General features: G+C 71.8%; 18 protein-coding genes. 7 read left to right on the top strand and 11 right to left on the bottom strand.

Features of this window, described 5'->3' with window-relative positions:
- The first annotated feature begins 47 nt into the window (after window positions 1-47).
- The 3 genes from ABH935_RS13810 (at window position 48) to ABH935_RS13800 (ending at window position 3,904) form a co-directional block, all read left to right on the top strand.
- Window positions 48-206, top strand: coding sequence for a DUF5679 domain-containing protein (locus ABH935_RS13810; RefSeq protein WP_015796484.1), 159 nt, complete (start codon window positions 48-50; stop codon window positions 204-206).
- Between the two features lie 158 nt (window positions 207-364).
- Complete coding sequence (locus ABH935_RS13805; protein WP_370378262.1) at window positions 365-1,618, top strand: hypothetical protein; 1,254 nt, start codon at window positions 365-367, stop codon at window positions 1,616-1,618.
- Between the two features lie 141 nt (window positions 1,619-1,759).
- Complete coding sequence (locus ABH935_RS13800; RefSeq protein ID WP_370378261.1) at window positions 1,760-3,904, top strand: hypothetical protein; 2,145 nt, start codon at window positions 1,760-1,762, stop codon at window positions 3,902-3,904.
- Window positions 3,905-3,964: 60 nt separating this feature from the next.
- Here ABH935_RS13800 and ABH935_RS13795 read toward each other — a convergent pair whose 3' ends face one another.
- The 5 genes from ABH935_RS13795 to sigE all read right to left on the bottom strand — a co-directional run bounded on the left by ABH935_RS13795 (window position 3,965) and on the right by sigE (window position 7,934).
- Window positions 3,965-5,050, bottom strand: coding sequence for a hypothetical protein (locus ABH935_RS13795; RefSeq protein WP_370378260.1), 1,086 nt, complete (start codon window positions 5,048-5,050; stop codon window positions 3,965-3,967).
- A 107-nt stretch (window positions 5,051-5,157) separates the two neighbouring features.
- A complete protein-coding gene (locus ABH935_RS13790; RefSeq protein ID WP_370378259.1) occupies window positions 5,158-5,952 on the bottom strand; it encodes a hypothetical protein in 795 nt (264 codons plus the stop codon).
- A 6-nt stretch (window positions 5,953-5,958) separates the two neighbouring features.
- Window positions 5,959-6,390 (bottom strand): sec-independent translocase, encoded by a 432-nt coding sequence (locus tag ABH935_RS13785; protein ID WP_194916008.1) that lies wholly within the window; start codon window positions 6,388-6,390, stop codon window positions 5,959-5,961.
- A 198-nt stretch (window positions 6,391-6,588) separates the two neighbouring features.
- On the bottom strand, window positions 6,589-7,131 hold the full coding sequence (locus ABH935_RS13780) for an anti-sigma factor (protein ID WP_370378258.1): 543 nt from the start codon (window positions 7,129-7,131) through the stop codon (window positions 6,589-6,591).
- Complete coding sequence (sigE, locus tag ABH935_RS13775) at window positions 7,128-7,934, bottom strand: RNA polymerase sigma factor SigE (protein WP_370378257.1); 807 nt, start codon at window positions 7,932-7,934, stop codon at window positions 7,128-7,130. Before sigE ends, ABH935_RS13780 begins: the two co-directional genes overlap by 4 nt.
- A gap of 358 nt (window positions 7,935-8,292) precedes the next feature.
- Between sigE and ABH935_RS13770 the strand changes: the two genes are divergently transcribed.
- Window positions 8,293-8,928, top strand: coding sequence for an O-methyltransferase (locus ABH935_RS13770; RefSeq protein WP_370378500.1), 636 nt, complete (start codon window positions 8,293-8,295; stop codon window positions 8,926-8,928).
- 223 nt (window positions 8,929-9,151) lie between these two features.
- Here the strand turns inward: ABH935_RS13770 and ABH935_RS13765 are convergent, their stop codons facing one another.
- The gene (locus ABH935_RS13765) at window positions 9,152-9,319 is read right to left on the bottom strand and encodes a DUF3117 domain-containing protein (RefSeq protein ID WP_015796491.1); all 168 of its coding nucleotides are present in this window, start codon (window positions 9,317-9,319) and stop codon (window positions 9,152-9,154) included.
- A 187-nt stretch (window positions 9,320-9,506) separates the two neighbouring features.
- On the opposite strand from ABH935_RS13765, the gene ABH935_RS13760 reads away from it, so the two are divergent.
- Window positions 9,507-10,292 carry an enoyl-CoA hydratase-related protein gene (locus ABH935_RS13760; RefSeq protein ID WP_370378256.1) on the top strand — a complete coding sequence of 262 codons (786 nt, stop codon included), beginning with the start codon at window positions 9,507-9,509 and terminating at the stop codon, window positions 10,290-10,292.
- A 136-nt stretch (window positions 10,293-10,428) separates the two neighbouring features.
- Here ABH935_RS13760 and ABH935_RS13755 read toward each other — a convergent pair whose 3' ends face one another.
- Window positions 10,429-10,941 carry a DivIVA domain-containing protein gene (locus ABH935_RS13755; RefSeq protein ID WP_370378255.1) on the bottom strand — a complete coding sequence of 171 codons (513 nt, stop codon included), beginning with the start codon at window positions 10,939-10,941 and terminating at the stop codon, window positions 10,429-10,431.
- A 175-nt stretch (window positions 10,942-11,116) separates the two neighbouring features.
- Between ABH935_RS13755 and folP the strand changes: the two genes are divergently transcribed.
- Window positions 11,117-11,932, top strand: a complete 816-nt coding sequence (gene folP, locus ABH935_RS13750) for a dihydropteroate synthase (protein ID WP_370378499.1) — start codon at window positions 11,117-11,119, stop codon at window positions 11,930-11,932.
- A gap of 280 nt (window positions 11,933-12,212) precedes the next feature.
- Entirely contained in the window at window positions 12,213-14,165 is a 1,953-nt protein-coding gene (locus tag ABH935_RS13745; RefSeq protein ID WP_370378254.1) for a cell wall-binding repeat-containing protein, read from the top strand.
- 139 nt (window positions 14,166-14,304) lie between these two features.
- Here ABH935_RS13745 and ABH935_RS13740 read toward each other — a convergent pair whose 3' ends face one another.
- The 4 genes from ABH935_RS13740 to ABH935_RS13725 form a co-directional block, all read right to left on the bottom strand.
- Window positions 14,305-15,078 (bottom strand): TIGR00730 family Rossman fold protein, encoded by a 774-nt coding sequence (locus tag ABH935_RS13740; RefSeq protein WP_370378253.1) that lies wholly within the window; start codon window positions 15,076-15,078, stop codon window positions 14,305-14,307.
- 105 nt (window positions 15,079-15,183) lie between these two features.
- A complete protein-coding gene (locus ABH935_RS13735; protein WP_370378252.1) occupies window positions 15,184-16,362 on the bottom strand; it encodes an alpha/beta hydrolase in 1,179 nt (392 codons plus the stop codon).
- 166 nt (window positions 16,363-16,528) lie between these two features.
- Window positions 16,529-17,644 (bottom strand): succinyl-diaminopimelate desuccinylase, encoded by a 1,116-nt coding sequence (gene dapE, locus ABH935_RS13730; RefSeq protein ID WP_370378251.1) that lies wholly within the window; start codon window positions 17,642-17,644, stop codon window positions 16,529-16,531.
- A 20-nt stretch (window positions 17,645-17,664) separates the two neighbouring features.
- Window positions 17,665-18,516, bottom strand: a complete 852-nt coding sequence (locus ABH935_RS13725; protein ID WP_370378250.1) for a 2,3,4,5-tetrahydropyridine-2,6-dicarboxylate N-succinyltransferase — start codon at window positions 18,514-18,516, stop codon at window positions 17,665-17,667.
- Between the last annotated feature and the right edge of the window lie 4 nt (window positions 18,517-18,520).

The raw sequence follows: 18,520 nt of genomic DNA, 5'->3' as shown, positions 1-18,520 counted from the left end.
GGGTGAAAGGTACGTATGGCCTCAGATACGGAAGGTAGTGACAAACCATGGCGGAGTCGTACACCGGGGACGCCTACTGCGTGAAGTGCAAGGAGAAGAAGAACTTCACCGGCGAGGTGAAGGTCAGCGACTCGGGCCGGCGGATGGCACAGGGCATCTGCCCGACCTGCGGGACCAAGCTCAACCGGATCCTGGGCAAGGCCTGAGGTTCGGCGCACGCAGGCGGCGGCCGGTCCACCGGCCGCCGTACGGGTGAATTAGAGAGCTGACAGGTGCGGGGACCGGGGCGGGTGCCGCAGGCTGGAAGGCAGCGGGTGAGTACGGCGAGGCGAATGCTTGGACTGGCACGGTGGGAGGTCGGGGCGTGCGTCCGGTGCTGAAGGCGGGGCTGCGCAGACTGTGGCGGCCCGGCGGCGCGCTGCAGGTGGGGGTGACGCCGGGGCGGTCGTTGCTGCTGAACGGACTGGGCCCGGCCGCGACCGCGTTCGTGGGCGCGCTGGACGGCCGCCGGGACATCGCCGGGCTGCTGGCCCTGGCCGAGGAGATCGGGCTGCCCGGGGCGCAGGCCACGACGCTGCTCGACGTGCTGGCCCGGGCCGGATTCCTGGACGACGCCGGCTACGATCCGGGCCCCGCGCTGCGCGCCCTGGACGTCGCCGAGACCGACCGGCTGGCCCCGGACATGGCGGCGCTGGCACTGGGCTACCTGGTCCCGGGCGGCGCGGTGCGCGCGATGACGCGGCGGCGCACGGCGGTGATCGCCGTGTACGGATGCGGACGCGTCGGCGCATCGGTCGCGCACATGCTGGCCGCGGCCGGAGTCGGGTGCGTGGTGCCGATCGACGGCGGAAGGGCACGGCCCGCGGACGCGGCGCCGGCCGGGTTCGGCAATCCGCGAGGGCTGAGTCACCGGGACGAACGGGAGGTTCCGGGTCCGCGGCGGGGACGTACGACACAGGCGTCCGGCAGGACGGCCGCCTCAGCAGAAGCTGACACCAGCCCTGGTCTCGCCGCCGAATCCGCTGAATCCGCCGAATCCCCCCTCGCCGCTCCCCCACCGCGTCGCCAGGATCTCGTCCGAGCCCTGATCCGCGCCACGGCCCCCTCGACCCGGACCACGCTGCCGACCAACCGCCAGCACCCCGACGTCGCGATCCTGGCCCCGATCGCCGACGGCTACCCCGCGCTGGCCGCCTCGCTCCAGTCCGACGGCGTCCCGCACCTGTCGGTCGAGGTGCACGAGACCACCGGCGTGCTCGGGCCGTTCGTGCAGCCGGGGCGGACCTCGTGCCTGCGCTGCCGCGATCTGTACCGCACGGAGCGTGACCCCGGATGGCCGCGCGCGATGGTGCCGTTCGGCGGCGTGGACGCGGTGCCGGCTGTGGAGGACCGCGCGTGCGACGTCATGCTGGCCACGCTGGTGGCGGTCCAGGCCGCGCTGCACGTCCTGGCCTTCGTCGAGGGCGACCCGCCGCCGACGGTGAACGCCACGCTGGAAGTGGTGCCGCCGTTCGGCGCGCAGACCCGGTACGACCGGCCGCCGCATCCGGACTGCGGGTGCCTGGTCACCGGAGCCGACGCGGCGTCGGCCGCGCCCACGCCGCTGGTCCACCGATGACGCGGTTCACTCGTCCACAGTTGCCAGGGAATTCATCTCGCCGCAGTAAGTGGACACCTGTCAGTATCTGAGCCCTGTCATTACTCTCCGACGTGTTCATGGTCCGACTCAGGCACTTCGCGACGGAGGGGAAAAACACAGATGCGCAGAAAGCGCAGCTACGCGGCCGCGGCCGCGCTGGCCGTGGTCGCGGCGACCGCCGGCAGCACGGCGGCGATGACCGGCACGGCCCAGGCACACACCATCGGCGGGGGCGGGGCCGGCGGCTGCCAGCTCGGTGCCGGCGGCTCGGCGGTGAAGCATGTGATCTACCTGCAGTTCGACAACGTGCACTTCACGCGGGACAACCCGAACGTCCCCAGCGACCTGGAGCAGATGCCGCATCTGCTGAACTTCCTGGAGTCGCAGGGCACCCTGGACGACAACCACCACACCCCGCTGATCGCGCACACCGGCAACGACATCCTCACGTCGCTGACCGGCGTCTACGGGGACAAGCACGGCCAGCCGATCGCGAACTCCTACCGGTACTACAACCCGGCCGGGGTGTCGCAGGCCGCTGGGACGTTCGCGTACTGGACCGACGGTGTGGACGACTTCAACACCAGCAATCCGACGGACACCACGCCGACGATGGTCGACCAGAACGGCAAGATCGCCCCGGCTCCGTGGGCGGCCTACACCCGCGCCGGCTGCGACTTCGGCGCGGTCGCGACGGCGAACACCGTGCTGGAGAACACCGGGCCGGACGTGCCGAAGGTGTTCGGGGCCAACTCCCCGGAGGCCGCCGAGGCCGCCGACTCGACCAACAAGAACCTGGCGCAGACCGACTTCGTGGGCGTCGGCGTGCACTGCGCGAAGGACTCCAAGCTGTGCGCCGCGGCCGGCAAGAACGCCAAGCCGGACGTGCTGCCCGACGAGCCCGGCGGCTACACCGGCTACGACGGCCTGTTCGGGGCGAAGTACACCGACCCGGTGATCGACCCGAAGGGCCCGGTCAAGGACGTCTCCGGCGGCACCACGATCGCCGACAGCCTGGGCCGTCCCGGGTTCCCCGGCTTCGACGGCATGTCGGCGGCGAACTCGCTGGGCTACGTCGCGCAGATGCAGGAGGCCGGGGTCCCGGTCACGTACGCCTACATCTCCGACGCGCACGACAACCACGCGGTCGGCGGCAGCGCCTACGGGCCCGGCGAGGCCGGGTACGTGGCGCAGCTGAAGGCGTACGACACCGCGTTCGGCCAGTTCTTCCAGCGGCTGGCCAAGGACCACATCAACGCCTCGAACACGATGTTCGTGGTCACCTCGGACGAGAACGACCACTTCGTCGGCGGCAAGCCGAGCCCGGCGAACTGCGACGGCGTGACCGTGCCGTGCACCTACACGCAGACCGGCGAGCTGAACGCGAACGTCAAGGGGCTGCTGGCGACGCAGACCGGCGACAAGACCGTGTACGGCATCCACGCCGACTCGGCGCCGAACTTCTGGGTGAACGGGAACCCGGCGGCGGACGCCCCGCAGACCCGGAGCTTCGAGCACGACCTCGCCGGGCTGACCGCGGACAACCCGCTGACCGGCAAACCGCAGATCATGGCGAACTACCTGGCCGACCAGACCGAGATGAAGCTGCTGCACATGGTCACCTCCGACCCGCTGCGCACGCCGACCGTCACCGAGTTCGCCGACCCGAACTACTACGTGTACTCCGGCGCGCCGAACTGCTCGTCGCCGTGCGTGCAGGAGGAGAAAGGCTACGCCTGGAACCACGGCGACTTCTCGCCGGACATCAACACGACGTGGGCGGGCTTCGTCGGGCCGACGTTCCGGAAGCTGGGCGTGACGAACGCGGTGTGGTCCGACCACACCGACCTGCGCCCGACGATGCTGACGGCGCTGGGGCTGCGGGACGACTACGTGCACGACGGGGTCCCGCTGGTGCAGTTCATCCGCGGCAACGCCCTGCCGAGCGGCCTGCACGGCGACAAGGTCACGGACCTGGAGGCGGCGTACAAGCAGCTGGACGCGAGCGTCGGCGCCTTCGGCTCGGACACGCTGAAGGCGGCGACCGCGGGCATCGAGTCGACCACGCCGAACGACGCGAAGTTCAAGGCCACCGAAGCGGCGCTGACGAAGCTCGGCGCACAGCGCGACGCACTGGCACAGCGCATCGCGGACACGCTGGACCGCGCGGCGTTCCACCACGGGCGCGTCAACGGCGCCGAGGCGTGGGTGCTGACGGCGCAGGCGGAGTGCTTGCTGGCGCAGGCGCACACGCTGGCCGGCTGAGCTCGCTGAGGAAGTAGCGAGGGCCCCGCTCCGGGTGGAGCGGGGCCCTTCTTTGATGGTCTAGAGGACACCGCCGACGACGAGGACACCGATGACCAGGAGCGTGGCGGCGGTGAGAAGGGTGGCGCGCTCCTCGATCCAGGGCGCTGTGAGGCGGCGGGCCCCGGTGGCGGCGGCGAGGGTGAGGCCGACCATGACGGCGACGGTCGCGAGGGCGAAGGCGGCCAGGACGCCGAGCGCGGGGCCGACGCCGAGCGCGCCGGCGGTGAGGAAGAGCGGGAGGATGGTGAGGTCGGGGCTGGCGGCGGCGCCGAAGGGGGCCAGGGCGGTGAGCCGGTGGCGGCGGCGGGGCGGGGCGAGGGCGGCGGGGCTGGTTGGTGCGCTGCGGTAGCGCGGCACTTCGGGCAGGAAGTCGGCTGAGGCGCGGGGCAGGGTCGGCAGGGTGCGGCGGCGGTGGGGGTCGGCGGCGAAGGTGACGGCTGCGCCGGGTGAGGGCGACAGGGAATCGGTCGCGGGCAGTGCCGGAACGGGTAATAACGGCAGGTCGCGGCGGGGTGCATGGTCCACAGAGCGCGATGCCCGGCCGGGCAGTGGCAGCAGGCTGCGGCGGGGTGCGCGGGTCGCGGAGTGTGCTGCCGGGCCGGGCAGCAGCAGCGAGCTGCGGTGCGGTTCGGGTTCGGGTTCGGGTTCGGGTTCGGGTTCGGGTGTGGCGATCGGTCGTTCGAGCACTGCGGTGCTGCGGCCGGATCGGTGAGCGGCTTGGATTGGCAACTGCAGTGCCGCGGTAGCGGGCGCGTCGGCGTGGTCGTGCTCGTCGTCGCAGGTGTGCGCATGCTGATGCCCGTGCCCCACAAACTCCAGCACCGCCAGCACCACCCCCGTCGCCACCAGTACCCCGCCGACCGCCAGGCCGGCGTGGCGCGCCACCGTTTCGCGGAAGCGCAGACCTACCGCGGCCAGAGCGGTGCCGAGCAGGACCGACACCACCACGTGCGTCACCGCCGCGGCCAAGGCCAGGCGGGCTGTGCGGCGGGGTGGGTAGTTCCTGGTGCGGGCGAGGAGTGCCAGGGGCATCCAGTGGTCGGGGAGAATCGCGTGGCCGATGCCGATGCCGGTGGCGGCCAGGAGCATGGGGAGGATCGTCACGGCTGCCCCTTGGTGGTCGTCTTCGCCTGGGCGGGGACGCGATGGCGTGCGGGATCGGGAGTCGGGAAACTGGTCCCGGCAGTGCGTAGGCGTCGGGCCGCGCCGGGTCAGCGCGGCAGCGCTTCGTACGCCTCCCAGGCGTCCAGGGTGACTTGTTCGAAGCCGAGGCCGTAGGCCGTCACGCCGCGGCCGTAGGCGCCGAGCCAGCATTCGCGCAGCTCCGCCGCCAGGACCCAGCCGTATTCGCTCTCGCGGTAGCGGAAGCGGGTGGGCTTGCCGTCGACCGGGAGTTGGACCGCGCGCCAGGGGGCGTCATCGAGGTTCTCGGCGACTTCGTAGGCGAGTTCGGTCTGCTGGTGCAGCCAGTCGCCGCGCAGTGCCTTGTCCACGGCCCAGGGCCAGGCGTCCGACAGCAGGCCCAGGCCCGCGACGGCGGCGAGGGTGGACAGGGTGGTCGGCTCCAGGACGGTCGCGCCGCCTCCGGGGCGGCGGTCCAGGCGGGCCATCGTCACCACGCCGCAGAAGCGGCGGGGGGACAGGTCGTCGGGGCGGCGGGCCGGGTGGTCGCCGTGGCCCAGGGTGCCGTATTCGGCGACGCCGTCGGGGCCGAGCATGATCGAGCCCAGCCAGCGGTCGCCGGACCAGGCCTCGTCCAGGCCGTACCACGGGACCGCGGTGCGCTGGCCGGGCCAGGCGTCGGGTTCGGTGGCGGCCAGGGCCGCGGCGGAGATGGAGGCGACCGGCGGACCGGGGACGTAGTCGTCGTCGTCGGCGGCGGGCGTCGCGCGCTCGGCGCCGCGCTCGGCCGGAACGCCCGCGCCAGCGGCCGGCGCCACAGAGCCCGGCTGCGAGGCCGGGCCGACGGGGTTGGGGAAGTCTTCAGTTGAGATGGTGCTGCTCATGGAACCTCACGTCGCATCCGCGTCAAACGGCGGGCGCTCGCCCGCGGCCAGGCGCGGGGCGGGGGCCCGGTAGAGGGCATCGTCCGGGGTCGCGTCGTCCGCGGCGAGGGGCCGTCGGGCTCCCTCGGCCGCACCGCGTATCTCGCTGTTGAGCGAGTCGGTGATGTCCCTGATCTCGCGGAAGTCGCCGTCTTCGGGTCCGAGCACGTGCTTGCGCACGAAGTTCTTCGGGTGCAGGTCGGTCAGCTCCAGGTCCTGGAACTCCGGACCCAGTTCCTTCTTCAGGTCGTTCTGCGCGTTGCGGGTGAACTCCCGGAACTGCCGCAGCGTGCGTGCCAGGCCCTGCACCGCGCTGGGCAGCTTGTCCGGGCCGAACAGCATGACGGCCAGGGCCAGCAGCGCGATCAGCTCCAGCGGGCTGATGTCGAGAAACGGCACGGTGGGGGGCTCCTGCTCTGGCGGGCGCGGCCGGGGGCTTTTCCGGCGCTAGCGCTAGCGTAACTCCCGGCCGGGCGGATGCTGGACCCCCGGCGGGTGGATATTCGTCGATCCTTACACGTCAAGGCTCGGCAATGCCGAGCCTTGACGTCAAGAGCTAGCGCTCGATCGCGGTGAGGGCGCGACCCGAGTGTCCGGCTAGTGGGCCGGTCCGTACCTCACGACCTGAGCCGGTGCCGGCTGGGCCGGCGGGTGCGAGGGGCCGGCGCTGGCGCTGAAGTCGCCGACCAGCCACACCCCGGTCCCCAGCGCCGCCAGCGACACCGCACCGATCGCCGCGGCCCGCAGGCGCTGCGGGCGCACCGGGGAGCGGCCGGCCGTGGGGCGGCCGGCCGCCGGAGCCGCCGGCGGGCGGATCGGCACGGTCTGGAACGAGAACGGGGTCGGGGCGTTGCCGGGCGCGCCGGCCGGCGTTCCGCTGCCGCCGCCGGGCAGCTGCCCGGCGGCCGCGCCGGCCCCAGTGCCGCGGTTGGTGTCCAGGCTCAGCAGCCCGAGCATCAGTTCCACCGGAACCTGGGGCGCCGCCATCGTGCCGAGCCGCGACTTCACCTGTCGTTCGGCGTCGGCCTCGGCCCGGCACTCGTCGCATTGCGCGAGATGGCCGAGCATGCGGTCGCGGGTGCCGTGGTCCAGTTCGCCGTCGATCAGCGCGGTGAGGCGGTCTCCGAGGTGCCTGGTCACCGGCGGCCCTCCTTCCCGCCCGCGGCCGACGCCGCCCCGCCGGGAGCCCGGTGCTCCAGGGCCGCGCGCAGCTGCGAGCGGCCGCGGTGGATGCGCGAGCGCACGGTACCGAGCTTCACGTCCAGGGTGGCCGCGATCTCCTCGTAGGACAGGCCCTCGATGTCGCACAGCACCACGGCGGCCCGGAACTCCGGCGCCAGCGCGGCCAGCGCGGCCTCGATGTCGGCGTCCATGTGCGAGTCGACGAAGATCCGCTCCGGCGACGGCTCGCGGCCGGGCAGCCGGTCGTCGGCGTCCTCGCCCAGGGAGTCGAAGCGGATGCGGGCCCGGCGGCGCACCATGTCCAGGAACAGGTTCGTGGTGATCCGGTGCAGCCAGCCCTCGAAGGTGCCCGGCTGGTAGCTGGACAGCGAGCGGAAGACCCGGATGAAGACCTCCTGCGTGAGGTCCTCGGCGTCGTGCTGGTTGCCGGTCAGGCGGTAGGCCAGCCGGTAGACCCGCTGCGAATGGGTCCGGACGATGTCGTCCCAGCTGGGCGGCTCCCAGCCGACGGCCGCGGCGTCCAGGGGCTGGGTCTCCCCCACGCTCGCGACGGCCTCGGCGGGCGTCGTGGTATCGGGGATCGCCTCGCTCCGGCGGTTCTTTTCCAGGGCGGCCTTGCGGGCCGCACGCCGACGACGAAGTTCCCCGAGATCGATCCGCGGTCCAATGGTGTTGACCGGGACGGCTCCAGGATTGCGGGCGCTGTTGGCGTCAGCCACGACGTCCCCACCTCCTATTTCCAGTACCGCACTCATCACCATAGACGCCTGCCTCGCTGCTAAAGGCTGAAAGGAACCTGAGATCGGTCTAAGATCTCCCGGCTCTCCAGACCGTGAGCCACTGTCGAGGACAGAACGGCCGGTCACCGACATGAAGTTCCCGGGGTACGGGTTCCCCCTCGGTGTCCGCTTAGAGCGATCAGACAACCCGATCCCCCTGGCACGGGAACCGTCCGGCCGCTGCGGCGCGCCCGCCGCCGAGCGCCCTCGGACTGTCCGGCGGACAGTCCGACGTGGTATGCGCGCGGCCGGGTGGCTACGCTCTTGATGCCCAGTAGCAACCAACCGACCAGATCCCGGCCGACCCCGGCTCCGGGACCCGCGACCCTCGGAGGCCGTCATCCCCAGTCACCGGCACGCCAGCCTGGCGTATGCGGAGGGGTACGTCGCCGAGGACGACGTCCTGGTCTCCGCGCGCCGCGAGGCGCGGCGGCTGGGCATCGTCCCGGTCGAGCCCGGCACCGGCGCGGCGCTGCGCCTGCTGGCCGCCACGCTCGCCGCCCGGTCGGTGGTCGACGTCGGCACCGGCGCCGGCGTGTCGGGGATATACCTGCTGCGCGGGATGCGCCCGGACGGGGTGCTGACCACCGTGGACGAGGACACTCAGGGCTCGCAGGCGGCCCGCCGGGCCTTCGCCGACGCCGGCTTCGCGGCCAGCCGCACCCGGGTGATCGGCGGCGCGTCCGGCTCGGTGCTGCCGCGCCTGGCCGACGGCGGCTACGACATGGTGTTCTGCGGCGGCCCCGGCAGCGACCACCTGGCCGGTTACGAGGAAGCGCTGCGACTGCTGCGGCCCGGCGGGCTCGTGGCCTTCGACGGGGCGCTCGGCCAGGACCGGGTGGTCGACCCGTCGATCCGGGACGCCCGCACCTCGGCGTTGAGGTATCTGCACCGCCAGGTCGCCGAGGACACCCGGCTGCTGCCGGCACTGCTGCCCACCGGCGACGGGTTGCTCTGCGCCGTGAAACGCCCGTAGGAAACCGAGAACCCCGCAGGATGCCGCAGCGCGGCCCGGCGGGGAAACCCGGGAAACCGGCGTCGGCACCCAACCCGACACGGAAGGCTCTGACCGAGTGGGGCTCGGTCCGGCGGGGTGCGGAGTGAGAAGGAACACGTGATAGGGGACGCCGGACCCCGGCCGTTCGGGGGCCAGACGTCACTGGTGGGACGAACGGGGTGGCACGAATGGCGGCGCCGGGCTAACCGACGACGCCCTTGATCGCCTCGCCGAGCGCCGCGGCCTCCTCTGCCGACAGCTCAACCACGAGCCGGCCGCCGCCTTCCAGCGGAACCCGCATCACGATGCCCCGTCCCTCTTTGGTCACCTCAAGCGGGCCGTCACCCGTCCGCGGCTTCATCGCCGCCATGCTCGTTCCCCTTCCTAGGAGCCAGCTCTCAACCAATCCATTATCCCGCACGCGCCCGGATTGGGTTCCGGTGTCGCCGCGGGAGGCCCGACTGAGTAGCTTCGTCAGAGTCTGCAAACAGTTCTACCGGACGCGACCAACACTGGTACATGCCTGGAAGCCGATAAGGCGGAGAGTGGGACCCCCTATGTCCGACAACGTTGTCTACGACGTCACCGAGGGTGTCGGCACCATCACCCTGAATCGCCCGGACGCGCTGAACTCGCTCGACAGTGCGACGAAGGCGGCGCTGCGGGACGCGGCGACAGCGGCGGCGGCGGACGACTCCGTTCGCGTGATCGTGCTGCGCGCCACCGGGCGCGCCTTCTGCGTCGGACAGGACCTGCGGGAGCACGCGGCCTCACTGGAGGCCGGCACCGGCCTGGCGGACACCGTGCGCGAGCACTACAACCCGCTGCTGCGGGCTCTGACCTCGGCGCCCAAGCCGGTGATCGCCGCGGTGAACGGCGTGGCGGCCGGCGCCGGCGCGGCCCTGGCCTTCGCCGCCGACCTGCGGATCGCCTCCGACAAGGCGGCCTTCAACCTGGCCTTCGCCAACATCGGGCTGACCGCCGACTCCGGCGGCTCCTGGACGCTGCCGCGCCTGGTCGGACCGGCCAAGGCGCTGGAGCTGCTGATGCTGCCCGAGACGATCGGCATCGAGCGGGCCGCCGAGCTGGGACTGGTGCACCGGGTGGTGCCGGCCGAGGAGTTCGACGCGGCGGTCGACGAACTCGCGGCGCGGATGGCGGCCGGGCCGACCGCGGCCTACGCGGCGTTGAAGAAGGCGGTCGGCTTCGCGCTGACGCACACGCTGGACGAGACCCTGGACCTGGAGGCCGACCTGCAGGACGCGGCCGCGGCCACCGAGGACCACCGCAACGCGGTGCGGGCGTTCCTGGCCAAGGAGAAGCCGACCTTCACCGGGCGCTGACCGGCGAGACCAGCACGGGCACCACCACAGACACGGGCAGCACCACAAATACAGACACAGACCTCAACACCGAACACTGCGACGGCCGGTCCCCCACGGGGACCGGCCGTTCTGTCGAGCTGAAGAACCGAAGAGCCTATTGACCGCTCTCCGGCCGCCGGTACCAGGCCGCCAGCGGGTTGTCGTCCTCAGGGTTCTGACCGTCCGCCGGACCAGGCTCGCCCGCGCCGGGCGCCACACCCACGCCGGGGCCGAAGCCGGGTTGCACCACCGCCGTCGCCGTCGCCGCGCCGGCCGCACCCTCGGCACCGGGTACCGCGTCCTGGGCCCGCGCCACCGGCTCGTAGCCGACACCCTCGCCGAACCGGCTGTCGGCCGGCCGCGTCAGGTCGGCGATCAGCCGGTCCCGGTGGTCGATCTCGGCGGCGAGGCGGTCCAGCAGCCGGTCGACCTGGTCCATGCGGTAGCCGCGGAAGCCGACGGCGAAGCGGGCCCCGTCGATGTCCTCCCGGCCCAGCTGCCGGTCGTCGGCCAGCGCGGGCTCGGGGCGGTCCTGGCGCGGGTCGTCCAGACCCCCGCCGCGGCCCGCGGCCACCCACGCGATCGCGCCGAACACCGCCGCGACGACCAGAAATTGGAAGTACAGCACGCGGACATCGTGCCATGCCCGGCCCCGCGCCGTCGCCGTTAGGCTGATCTCCATGTCATCGAACGCGGACGGCGCCGCCGGCGACCGCACCGAGATCGCCCCGCCGCCGGCCGCCGCCCCGCAGGGCACGCTGCGCCTGGGACCCTACGAGTACCGCCCCGACCAGCGGCTCGTGATGGCGATCGTGAACCGGACCCCGGACTCGTTCTACGACAAGGGCGCCACCTTCGGGGACGCCGCCGCGCTGGACCGCGTGGAGAAGGCCTTGAGCGACGGCGCGGACCTGGTGGACATCGGCGGCGTGAAGGCGGGCCCCGGCGACGTCGTGGACACCGCCGAGGAGATGCGCCGGGTGGTCCCGTTCGTCGCGGAGGTCCGCAAGCGCTTCCCGGAGGCCGTGATCTCCGTGGACACCTGGCGCGCCGAGATCGGGGACGCGGTGTGCGCCGAGGGTGCGGACGTGCTGAACGACGCCTGGGGCGGCTGGGACCCGCGGCTGGCGGAGGTCGCGGCCCGGCACGCGGTGGCATTGGTGTGCACACACGCCGGCGGCGTCGAGCCGCGCACGCGCCCGCACCGCATCGGCTACCCGGACGTGATGGCGGACATCCTGGAGCGCACCGTCCACGGCGAGGCCGAGCGCGCGGCCGCCCTGGGCGTCCCGCGCGACCGCATCCTGATCGACCCCGGCCACGACTTCGGCAAGAACACCCGTCACTCGCTGGAGGCCACGCGTCGCCTGGCGGACATGACGGCTACGGGATGGCCGGTGCTGGTGTCGCTGTCGAACAAGGACTTCGTCGGCGAGACGCTGGACCGCCCGGTGAAGGAGCGGCTGATCGGCACGCTCGCCACCACCGCGGTCTCGGCCTGGCTCGGCGCGCGGGTGTACCGGGTGCACGAGGTCGCCGAGACCCGGCAGGTGCTCGACATGGTGTCGGCGATCCAAGGGCTGCGGGAGCCGGCGGTCGCCAAGCGCGGTCTGGCCTAGGGCCCGGGAGCACCACGCCCGAGAGCCCCGCACTTTCCGGGCGAAACCGACACATCACCCTGTCATCAACCCATTGACAGGAAAGTCCCAGCTCAGAGATCGAATCGTTACACCTTTTCGGCGATCTCAAGGTATGGACGCCGTTTAGGCTGATCATCGGCGTCACCGCCTCCAGGGGGAATCGAGAACATCGAACCGAGGGGGAATAGCGCGCCGCCGTATCGGACGGCGGCGCGAGGAGACGTCCTCTTCCTTCTCGGTCGAAAGAGCACCGCTACTCATGGCTCACTTCAGCCTGCGCAAGTCCCTTGCGCTCACCGCCGTCCTGGCCACCTCGGTCGGGGCCGTGCTGGCCGCCTCCGCCTCGGCGAACGCCACCACGATGGGCAACCCGGGCAGCCCGGTCACCGTCACGACCGACGGCGTGATCAACGTCGTCGGCGGCGGGACCGTCAGCCTCCCGGCCGGCGCGCACGACGTCTCCTGGGCCGGGCAGGCCGGCCGGTTCGCCTTCATCGGCGCCGACAACGGGATCTACACCGCCGACTACAACGGCGCGAACATCATCAAGATTTCGCAGGGCTTCGCCCCGTCGCACACCGTGTGGGACGCCTCCGGCCTGACCGTCTACTGGACCGAGGGCAGCGGCGTGAACGCGCGGATCGTCGGCGTGCCGGCCAGCGGCTCCGCCGCGAACTTCCCGTTCCCGGTGGACGGCGTGATCCAGAACCGGCCGGCCGACACCGGCCTGAGCAACGCCGACGTGGCCGGGGACTTCAACACCTCGATGGTGTTCCAGACGACCGAGGTCATGAACCACGACGGCATCTCGGTCGCGTCCTACAACGCGCAGGGCCAGCAGGTCCTGACCCAGATCGTGGCCCCCGGCGACCTCTGGACCGGCGGCACCACCCCGACCATCTCCCCCGACGGCCGCACCGTGGTGTTCGTCCGCGACGACGCCACCAACAGCAAGCAGCTGTTCGCCTCGACGCTGAGCAACGGCGCGTGGTCCGCGCCGAAGCAGATCACCTGGGGCCCCGGCGACCACACCGCCCCGATCTTCGAGGGCGACAACGCCACCGTCGCCTTCGAGGCCGCAGGCGCGACGTTCCAGATCACCGTGGCGGCGGGCCTGGCCTCGACGCAGGCGAACCCGACCCCGGAGACCAAGATCTCGGACCTGTCCGGCGGCCTGGCGGTACGCACCGACAGCCCGGCGTTCGTCCACCGGCTCGGCGGCTTCGACCGGTTCGCGACCGCCGTGCAGGTCTCGCGGCAGCAGTTCCGCACCGCCGGCGACGGCTCCGACCAGCGCTCCCAGGCGCAGGCCGTGGTGCTGAGCCGCTCGGATGAGTTCGCCGACGCCCTCGGCGGCTCGGCGTTGGCCGCGCACAAGAACGCGCCGCTGCTGCTGACCGAGACCGCCTCGCTGAACGCCGCCAGCCGCGGCGAGATCCAGCGCGTGCTGCCGGCCGGTGGCACGGTGTACGTGCTCGGCGGCGAGCAGGCGATCTCGCCGAACGTCGCGAACCAGCTCGCCGGGCTCGGCTACCACGTGCAGCGCATCGGCGGCCACGACCGCTTCGAGACCGCGGTGGACATGGCGAACGTCTACGCGCCGAACGCCACCCAGGTGCTGACCGCCACCGGCATGAACTTCCCGGACGCGCTCTCGGCCGGCGCCGTGGCCGCGCAGGCCAACGGCATGGCGGTGCTGCTCACCGACGACACGACCATGCCCGCGGTGACCGAGGGCTACCTCGCGAGCCGCATCAACGGCCACACCCTGACCTACCTCGCCGCGGTCGGCGGCCAGGCGGACAAGGCGCTGGCCGGCGACGGGTTCGGCGGCTACGACAAGCTGGGCGGCGCGGACCGCTACGCCACGTCCTACAACGTCGCTTCCCACCTGTTCTCCGGCTTCTCCGCCGTCGGCATCGCCACCGGCACGGACTGGCCGGACTCGCTGTCCGGCGGCGCGCTGATGGGCCGCTACGGCGGTCCGCTGGTCCTGGTCGACCCGACCTACGGCATCAACCCGGTCGAGTACACGCTGTTCGACGCCAACCGCGGCTCGGACAACTACGGCTACGTGTTCGGCGGCGACCTGGCGCTGCCCTCGCGGATCGACGACCAGCTGGCCTCGGCGATCGACACCGCGACCGGCAGCTCGCACCTCGCCGCCGGCGGCGTCGCGAAGCTGTCGACGCCGAACCTGACCACCAAGTAGGACCGGCGCTCAGCACGCCAAGGCAACGCCACAAACAAACGCCACAGACAAACGCCACAGACAACGGACTCGGCCGCCGGAGCGGGATGCTCCGGCGGCCGAGTCCGTTGTCGAAGAATCCGTCGGCGAAGAAGGAGCCTCAGCCCCGCTCCCCCGGCTTCCCCATGATCGCGACCGCCTCGTCCGGGTCGTCGACGAGGTGGATCAGGTCCAGGTCGCGGGGGGCGATCTTGCCCGCCGGGACCATGGTGTCGCGGATCCAGTCCACCAGGCCGCCCCAGAAGGCGCGGCCGACCAGGACCACCGGGAAGGACGTCACCTTGTGCGTCTGCACCAGGGTGAGGGCCTCGAAGAGCTCGTCCATGGTGCCGAAGCCGCCGGGCAGGACCACGAAACCCTGCGAGTACTTCAGGAACATGGTCTTGCGGACGAAGAAGTAGCGGAAGTTGATGCCCTGGTCGATGTAGCTGTTCAGGGACTGCTCGAAGGGCAGCTCGATGCCCAGGCCCACGGAGCGGCCGCCGGCGTCGAAGGCCCCCTTGTTCGCCGCCTCCATGGCGCCCGGGCCGCCGCCGGTGATGACGGTCCAGCCGGCCGCCGCCAGGCCGCGGCCGATCTGCTCGCCGACCAGGTACTCGGGGCTGCCGTTCGGGGTCCGGGCGGAGCCGAACACGGTGATGGCCGGGCCGGTGCGGGCCAACGAGTCGAAGCCCTCGACGAACTCGCCCTGGATGCGCAGCACGCGCCAGGGGTCCTCGTCCTTCCAGTCCTTGCCGTAGGCATGGTCGAGCAGCTTCTGGTCGGCAGTGGCCGCCGGCAGCTGCTCCTGTCCCCGCCGCCGGGTCACCGCCCCCACGAAGCGCTCGGTGAACTTGCTGCCCGTCCCGTGTCCGTTGCCGCTGCCTTGACTCATAGTCGGCACACTACCGGCCGGGGTTGACCGGACGACGGCGGACAGGCGACGAGCACGCCGCGCCCGGCCGACGTGCCGTGGCCTGCGGCGGGAGCCCGGAACCGGTCAGGACTGCGGGTGCGCCTGCTCCAGGTGCTGGCTCAGCCAGCCGTAGGCCTGCGGCAGCCACTGCTTCCACACCGCGGTGTTGTGCGAGCCGTGGTCTTTCTTCAGCACGTCCACCATGTCCGGGGCCACATGCTGCAACGACAGCGCGTCGGAGAGCACACTGCCGTGCGCGTCCTCGGCGGAAGCCGCGGCCAGCAACGACACCGGCGGGTTGGGCTTGTGGTTCTGCAGAACCCACAACGTGGAGTTCTGGTCGGCGAAAGCCGGACCGTACTTGGAAACGTAGCCGCCGGGTTTCACGTCGCCGCTCATCTGCACCGCGGCGCTGAACAGCTGCGGGTTCTGCACCAGCAGCTTGCCGGCGCACAGGCCGCCTTCGGAGTAGCCCATCATGCCCCAGCCGGTGCGGTCGGTGGTGACCCGGAAGGTGCGCTCGATCATGTTCTTGACGTCGTCGGTGATGTAGGTCGCCACCTGCGGACCGCCGGGGATGTCGGTACAGTCGGTGTTCACGCCCTTGATCGGTGTGATGTTCACCGCCACCAGCACGAACGGCGTGGACGCGCGCTGCTGGACCAGGGTGCCCAGCTCCTTCTGCCCGCCCATCTGCCCGAACCAGGTCTGCGGGGTCCCGGGGTAGCCGGGGAACAGCAGGACGACCGGGAAGGCGGTGTTCGCGTACGCCGGGTCGTTGTACTGCGGCGGCAGCCACACCAGCACGTCGTTCTCGCCGCCCAGCCCGGACTTGGGCCCGGTGAAGCTGGCGGCCAGCGCGTCGTCGCCGTACTTCTTGAACGCCTGCACCGGCCCGGCCGGCCGCTGGCGCGGCACCACCGGCACCACCTGGCCGCGGCCGCCCTGGGCCCGGCCGTCGGTCAGGTCGCCGCCGGCGATCGGGGTGCCGGCGGCCGCGGTGTTGTCGTGGATGATGACGCCCGGGCTGCCGGTGTCGCCGAGCAGGTCGTCCCAGGACGCGTAGAGCCCGTAGTAGTTGTTGACGATCACGCCGCACAACAGGATCGCCATGACCTGACTCACGCCGATCATCGACAACCGGGCGGCGGCGCGCACCGGGCGCGGGCCGCGGATGCGGTTCCACAACAGATACGTGCCGATCGGCGCGGCGACCGCCAGAAGGATCGCCGTCACCGTCATCGGCCAGCCGGTCGGGCTCATCGAAACTTCGGACCTCTCGGAACTTGCCTGGACAGCCGGGGCGTTCACGGGCTCCCATGGTCGTCCGGGAGCTCCTCCGCCGCTGGTAAGACGCTATTGAGTCCCAACCGGTTGCCTCCGGCGCGCACCTGTTGTGACAGGGTGCGCGCCGCCGCGGGGCGTCAGGTCACGAGGCGGAGCCGAGCCAGCTTCTCATCCGCTCCGCGCATCGAACAACTTGCCCCAAGTCCACTGATTCATCGGGTTTGTGGGCCAGGGATCCGTCTCCCGGGCCGTAGTTCACGCCCGGAACGCCAAGTTCGGCGAACCGCGCGACATCGGTCCATCCGAATTTCGCCGTGGGTTCGGCGTCCATTCCCGCCATCACCGCGCCGACGAACTCCGCCGCCAACGGCAGGTGCAGTCCGGGACGCGCGGCCGGGGCCGAGTCCGTGACGAGGATCTCAGCGTCCAGATCCGCGAAGACCTCCCGGACGTGACGTTCCGCGTCAACCTGAGCGCGGTCCGGCGCGAAGCGGAAGTTCACGGTCACCGAGCACTCGTCGGGGATCACGTTGCCGGCCACGCCGCCGGTGATGCCGACGGCGTTCAGGCCCTCGCGGAATTCCAGGCCTTCCACCTCGACCCGGCGCGGCTGGTACTCGGCGAGCCGCCGCAGCGCCGCGCCGGCCTTGTGGATCGCGTTGTCGCCGAGCCAGGAGCGCGCCGAGTGCGCGCGGGCGCCGCGGAAGGTCAGCCGGGCCCGCATCGTGCCCTGGCAGCCGCCCTCGACGACGTTGTTGCTCGGCTCCAGCAGCACCGCGAAGTCGGCGGCGAACCACTCCGGCCGGGTGCGGATCAGCCGGCCCAGGCTGTTGCGCTCGGCCTCGACCTCCTCGCACTCGTAGAAGACGTACGTCACATCGCGGTTCGGCTCGGCGAGCGTGGCGGCCAGCACCAGCTGCACCGCGACGCCGGCCTTCATGTCGGAGGTGCCGCAGCCGCGCAGCGTGCCGGTCTCCCAGTCGCCTTCCAGCAGCGAGGGGACGTTGCGGCGGCCGGTGCCGTCGACCGCGATCGGCACCGTGTCCAGGTGCCCGGCCAGGATCACGCGCTCGGCGCGGCCGAGGTTCGTGCGCGCCAGCACCGAGTCGCCGTCGCGCAGCACCTCCAGGTGCGGATGGGGGCGCAGCGCCTCCTCGATCGCGTCGGCGAGCGCCTTCTCGTTCCCGCTCTCGGATTCGATGTCGACGAGCGCCGCGGTGAGGCGCGCCGCGCTCTGTGTGAGGTCCAGGCCGGACATCTGTCGGTCGCTCCCCGTCCTCAGCCGGTGAACCCGTTGTCCCGGAGCATGTCGTTGATCTGCAGCTTGTCGTGCGTCTCGCCGGGCTCCAGGCGGCGCAGCACCAGCAGGCAGGGGGTGGTGAACTCCCCGCCCGGGAACTTCTTCACCCGGGTCGAGCTGACGCACACCGACCAGGCCGGGGCCTCGCCGCGCGGCAGTTCCTCGCCGGTCTCGGCGTCGAACACGCGCATCGACTTGGTGAGGTTGGTGCCCGAGCCGAGCTTCGCGCCCTGGCGGACCCGCGCACCCTCGACCACCATCGAGCGGGAGCCGATGAAGCAGTCGTCCTCGACCACGACCGGGACCGCGTTCGCCGGTTCCAGCACGCCGCCGATGCCGACGCCGCCGGAGAGGTGGACGTTCTTGCCGATCTGCGCGCAGGAGCCGATCGTGGCCCAGGTGTCGAGCATCGAGCCGGTGTCGAGGTAGCCGCCGATGTTGATGAAGCCGGGCATCACGATCGAGCCGGGGGCCAGGTAGGAGCCCCAGCGGACGATCGCGCCGGGGACCACGCGGGCGCCGTTGAGGTCGCTCTTGAGCGGCATCTTGTCGTGGTACCGGAAGTCGCCGGCGTTCGACTCGACCATGTCCAGGACCTTGAAGGAGAGCAGGATGGCGCGCTTGGCCCGCTCGTCCACCACGACCTCGTCACTGGCCCGGTCCACGAACGCCGCCCGGGCGGTGCCGGCGTCGATCAGGTCCACGGCCTCCACCACGGCCTTGCGGGCGTCGGAGTCCGCCGGGCTCAGCTCCGCGCGGCGCTCCCACAGCTCGTCGATGACGGCCGAGATCGGGGAGGCGAAATCCTGGGGGGTCGGTGCGTTCGTCATGGCC

The sequence above is a fragment of the Catenulispora sp. GAS73 genome, assembly GCF_041262085.1.
Taxonomy (GTDB): Bacteria; Actinomycetota; Actinomycetes; order Streptomycetales; family Catenulisporaceae; genus Catenulispora.
This window is presented reverse-complemented; position numbering and strand designations above follow the sequence as displayed.

Coding starts and splice junctions, on each gene's coding strand:
- ABH935_RS13810 (WP_015796484.1), top strand. CDS start 48: ATGGCGGAGTCGTACACCGGGGACGCCTACTGCGTGAAGTGCAAGGAG.
- ABH935_RS13800 (WP_370378261.1), top strand. CDS start 1,760: ATGCGCAGAAAGCGCAGCTACGCGGCCGCGGCCGCGCTGGCCGTGGTC.
- ABH935_RS13790 (WP_370378259.1), bottom strand. CDS start 5,952: ATGAGCAGCACCATCTCAACTGAAGACTTCCCCAACCCCGTCGGCCCG.
- sigE (WP_370378257.1), bottom strand. CDS start 7,934: ATGGTGATGAGTGCGGTACTGGAAATAGGAGGTGGGGACGTCGTGGCT.
- ABH935_RS13765 (WP_015796491.1), bottom strand. CDS start 9,319: ATGGCGGCGATGAAGCCGCGGACGGGTGACGGCCCGCTTGAGGTGACC.
- ABH935_RS13760 (WP_370378256.1), top strand. CDS start 9,507: ATGTCCGACAACGTTGTCTACGACGTCACCGAGGGTGTCGGCACCATC.
- folP (WP_370378499.1), top strand. CDS start 11,117: ATGGCGATCGTGAACCGGACCCCGGACTCGTTCTACGACAAGGGCGCC.
- ABH935_RS13745 (WP_370378254.1), top strand. CDS start 12,213: ATGGCTCACTTCAGCCTGCGCAAGTCCCTTGCGCTCACCGCCGTCCTG.
- ABH935_RS13740 (WP_370378253.1), bottom strand. CDS start 15,078: ATGAGTCAAGGCAGCGGCAACGGACACGGGACGGGCAGCAAGTTCACC.
- ABH935_RS13735 (WP_370378252.1), bottom strand. CDS start 16,362: ATGAGCCCGACCGGCTGGCCGATGACGGTGACGGCGATCCTTCTGGCG.
- dapE (WP_370378251.1), bottom strand. CDS start 17,644: ATGTCCGGCCTGGACCTCACACAGAGCGCGGCGCGCCTCACCGCGGCG.
- ABH935_RS13725 (WP_370378250.1), bottom strand. CDS start 18,516: ATGACGAACGCACCGACCCCCCAGGATTTCGCCTCCCCGATCTCGGCC.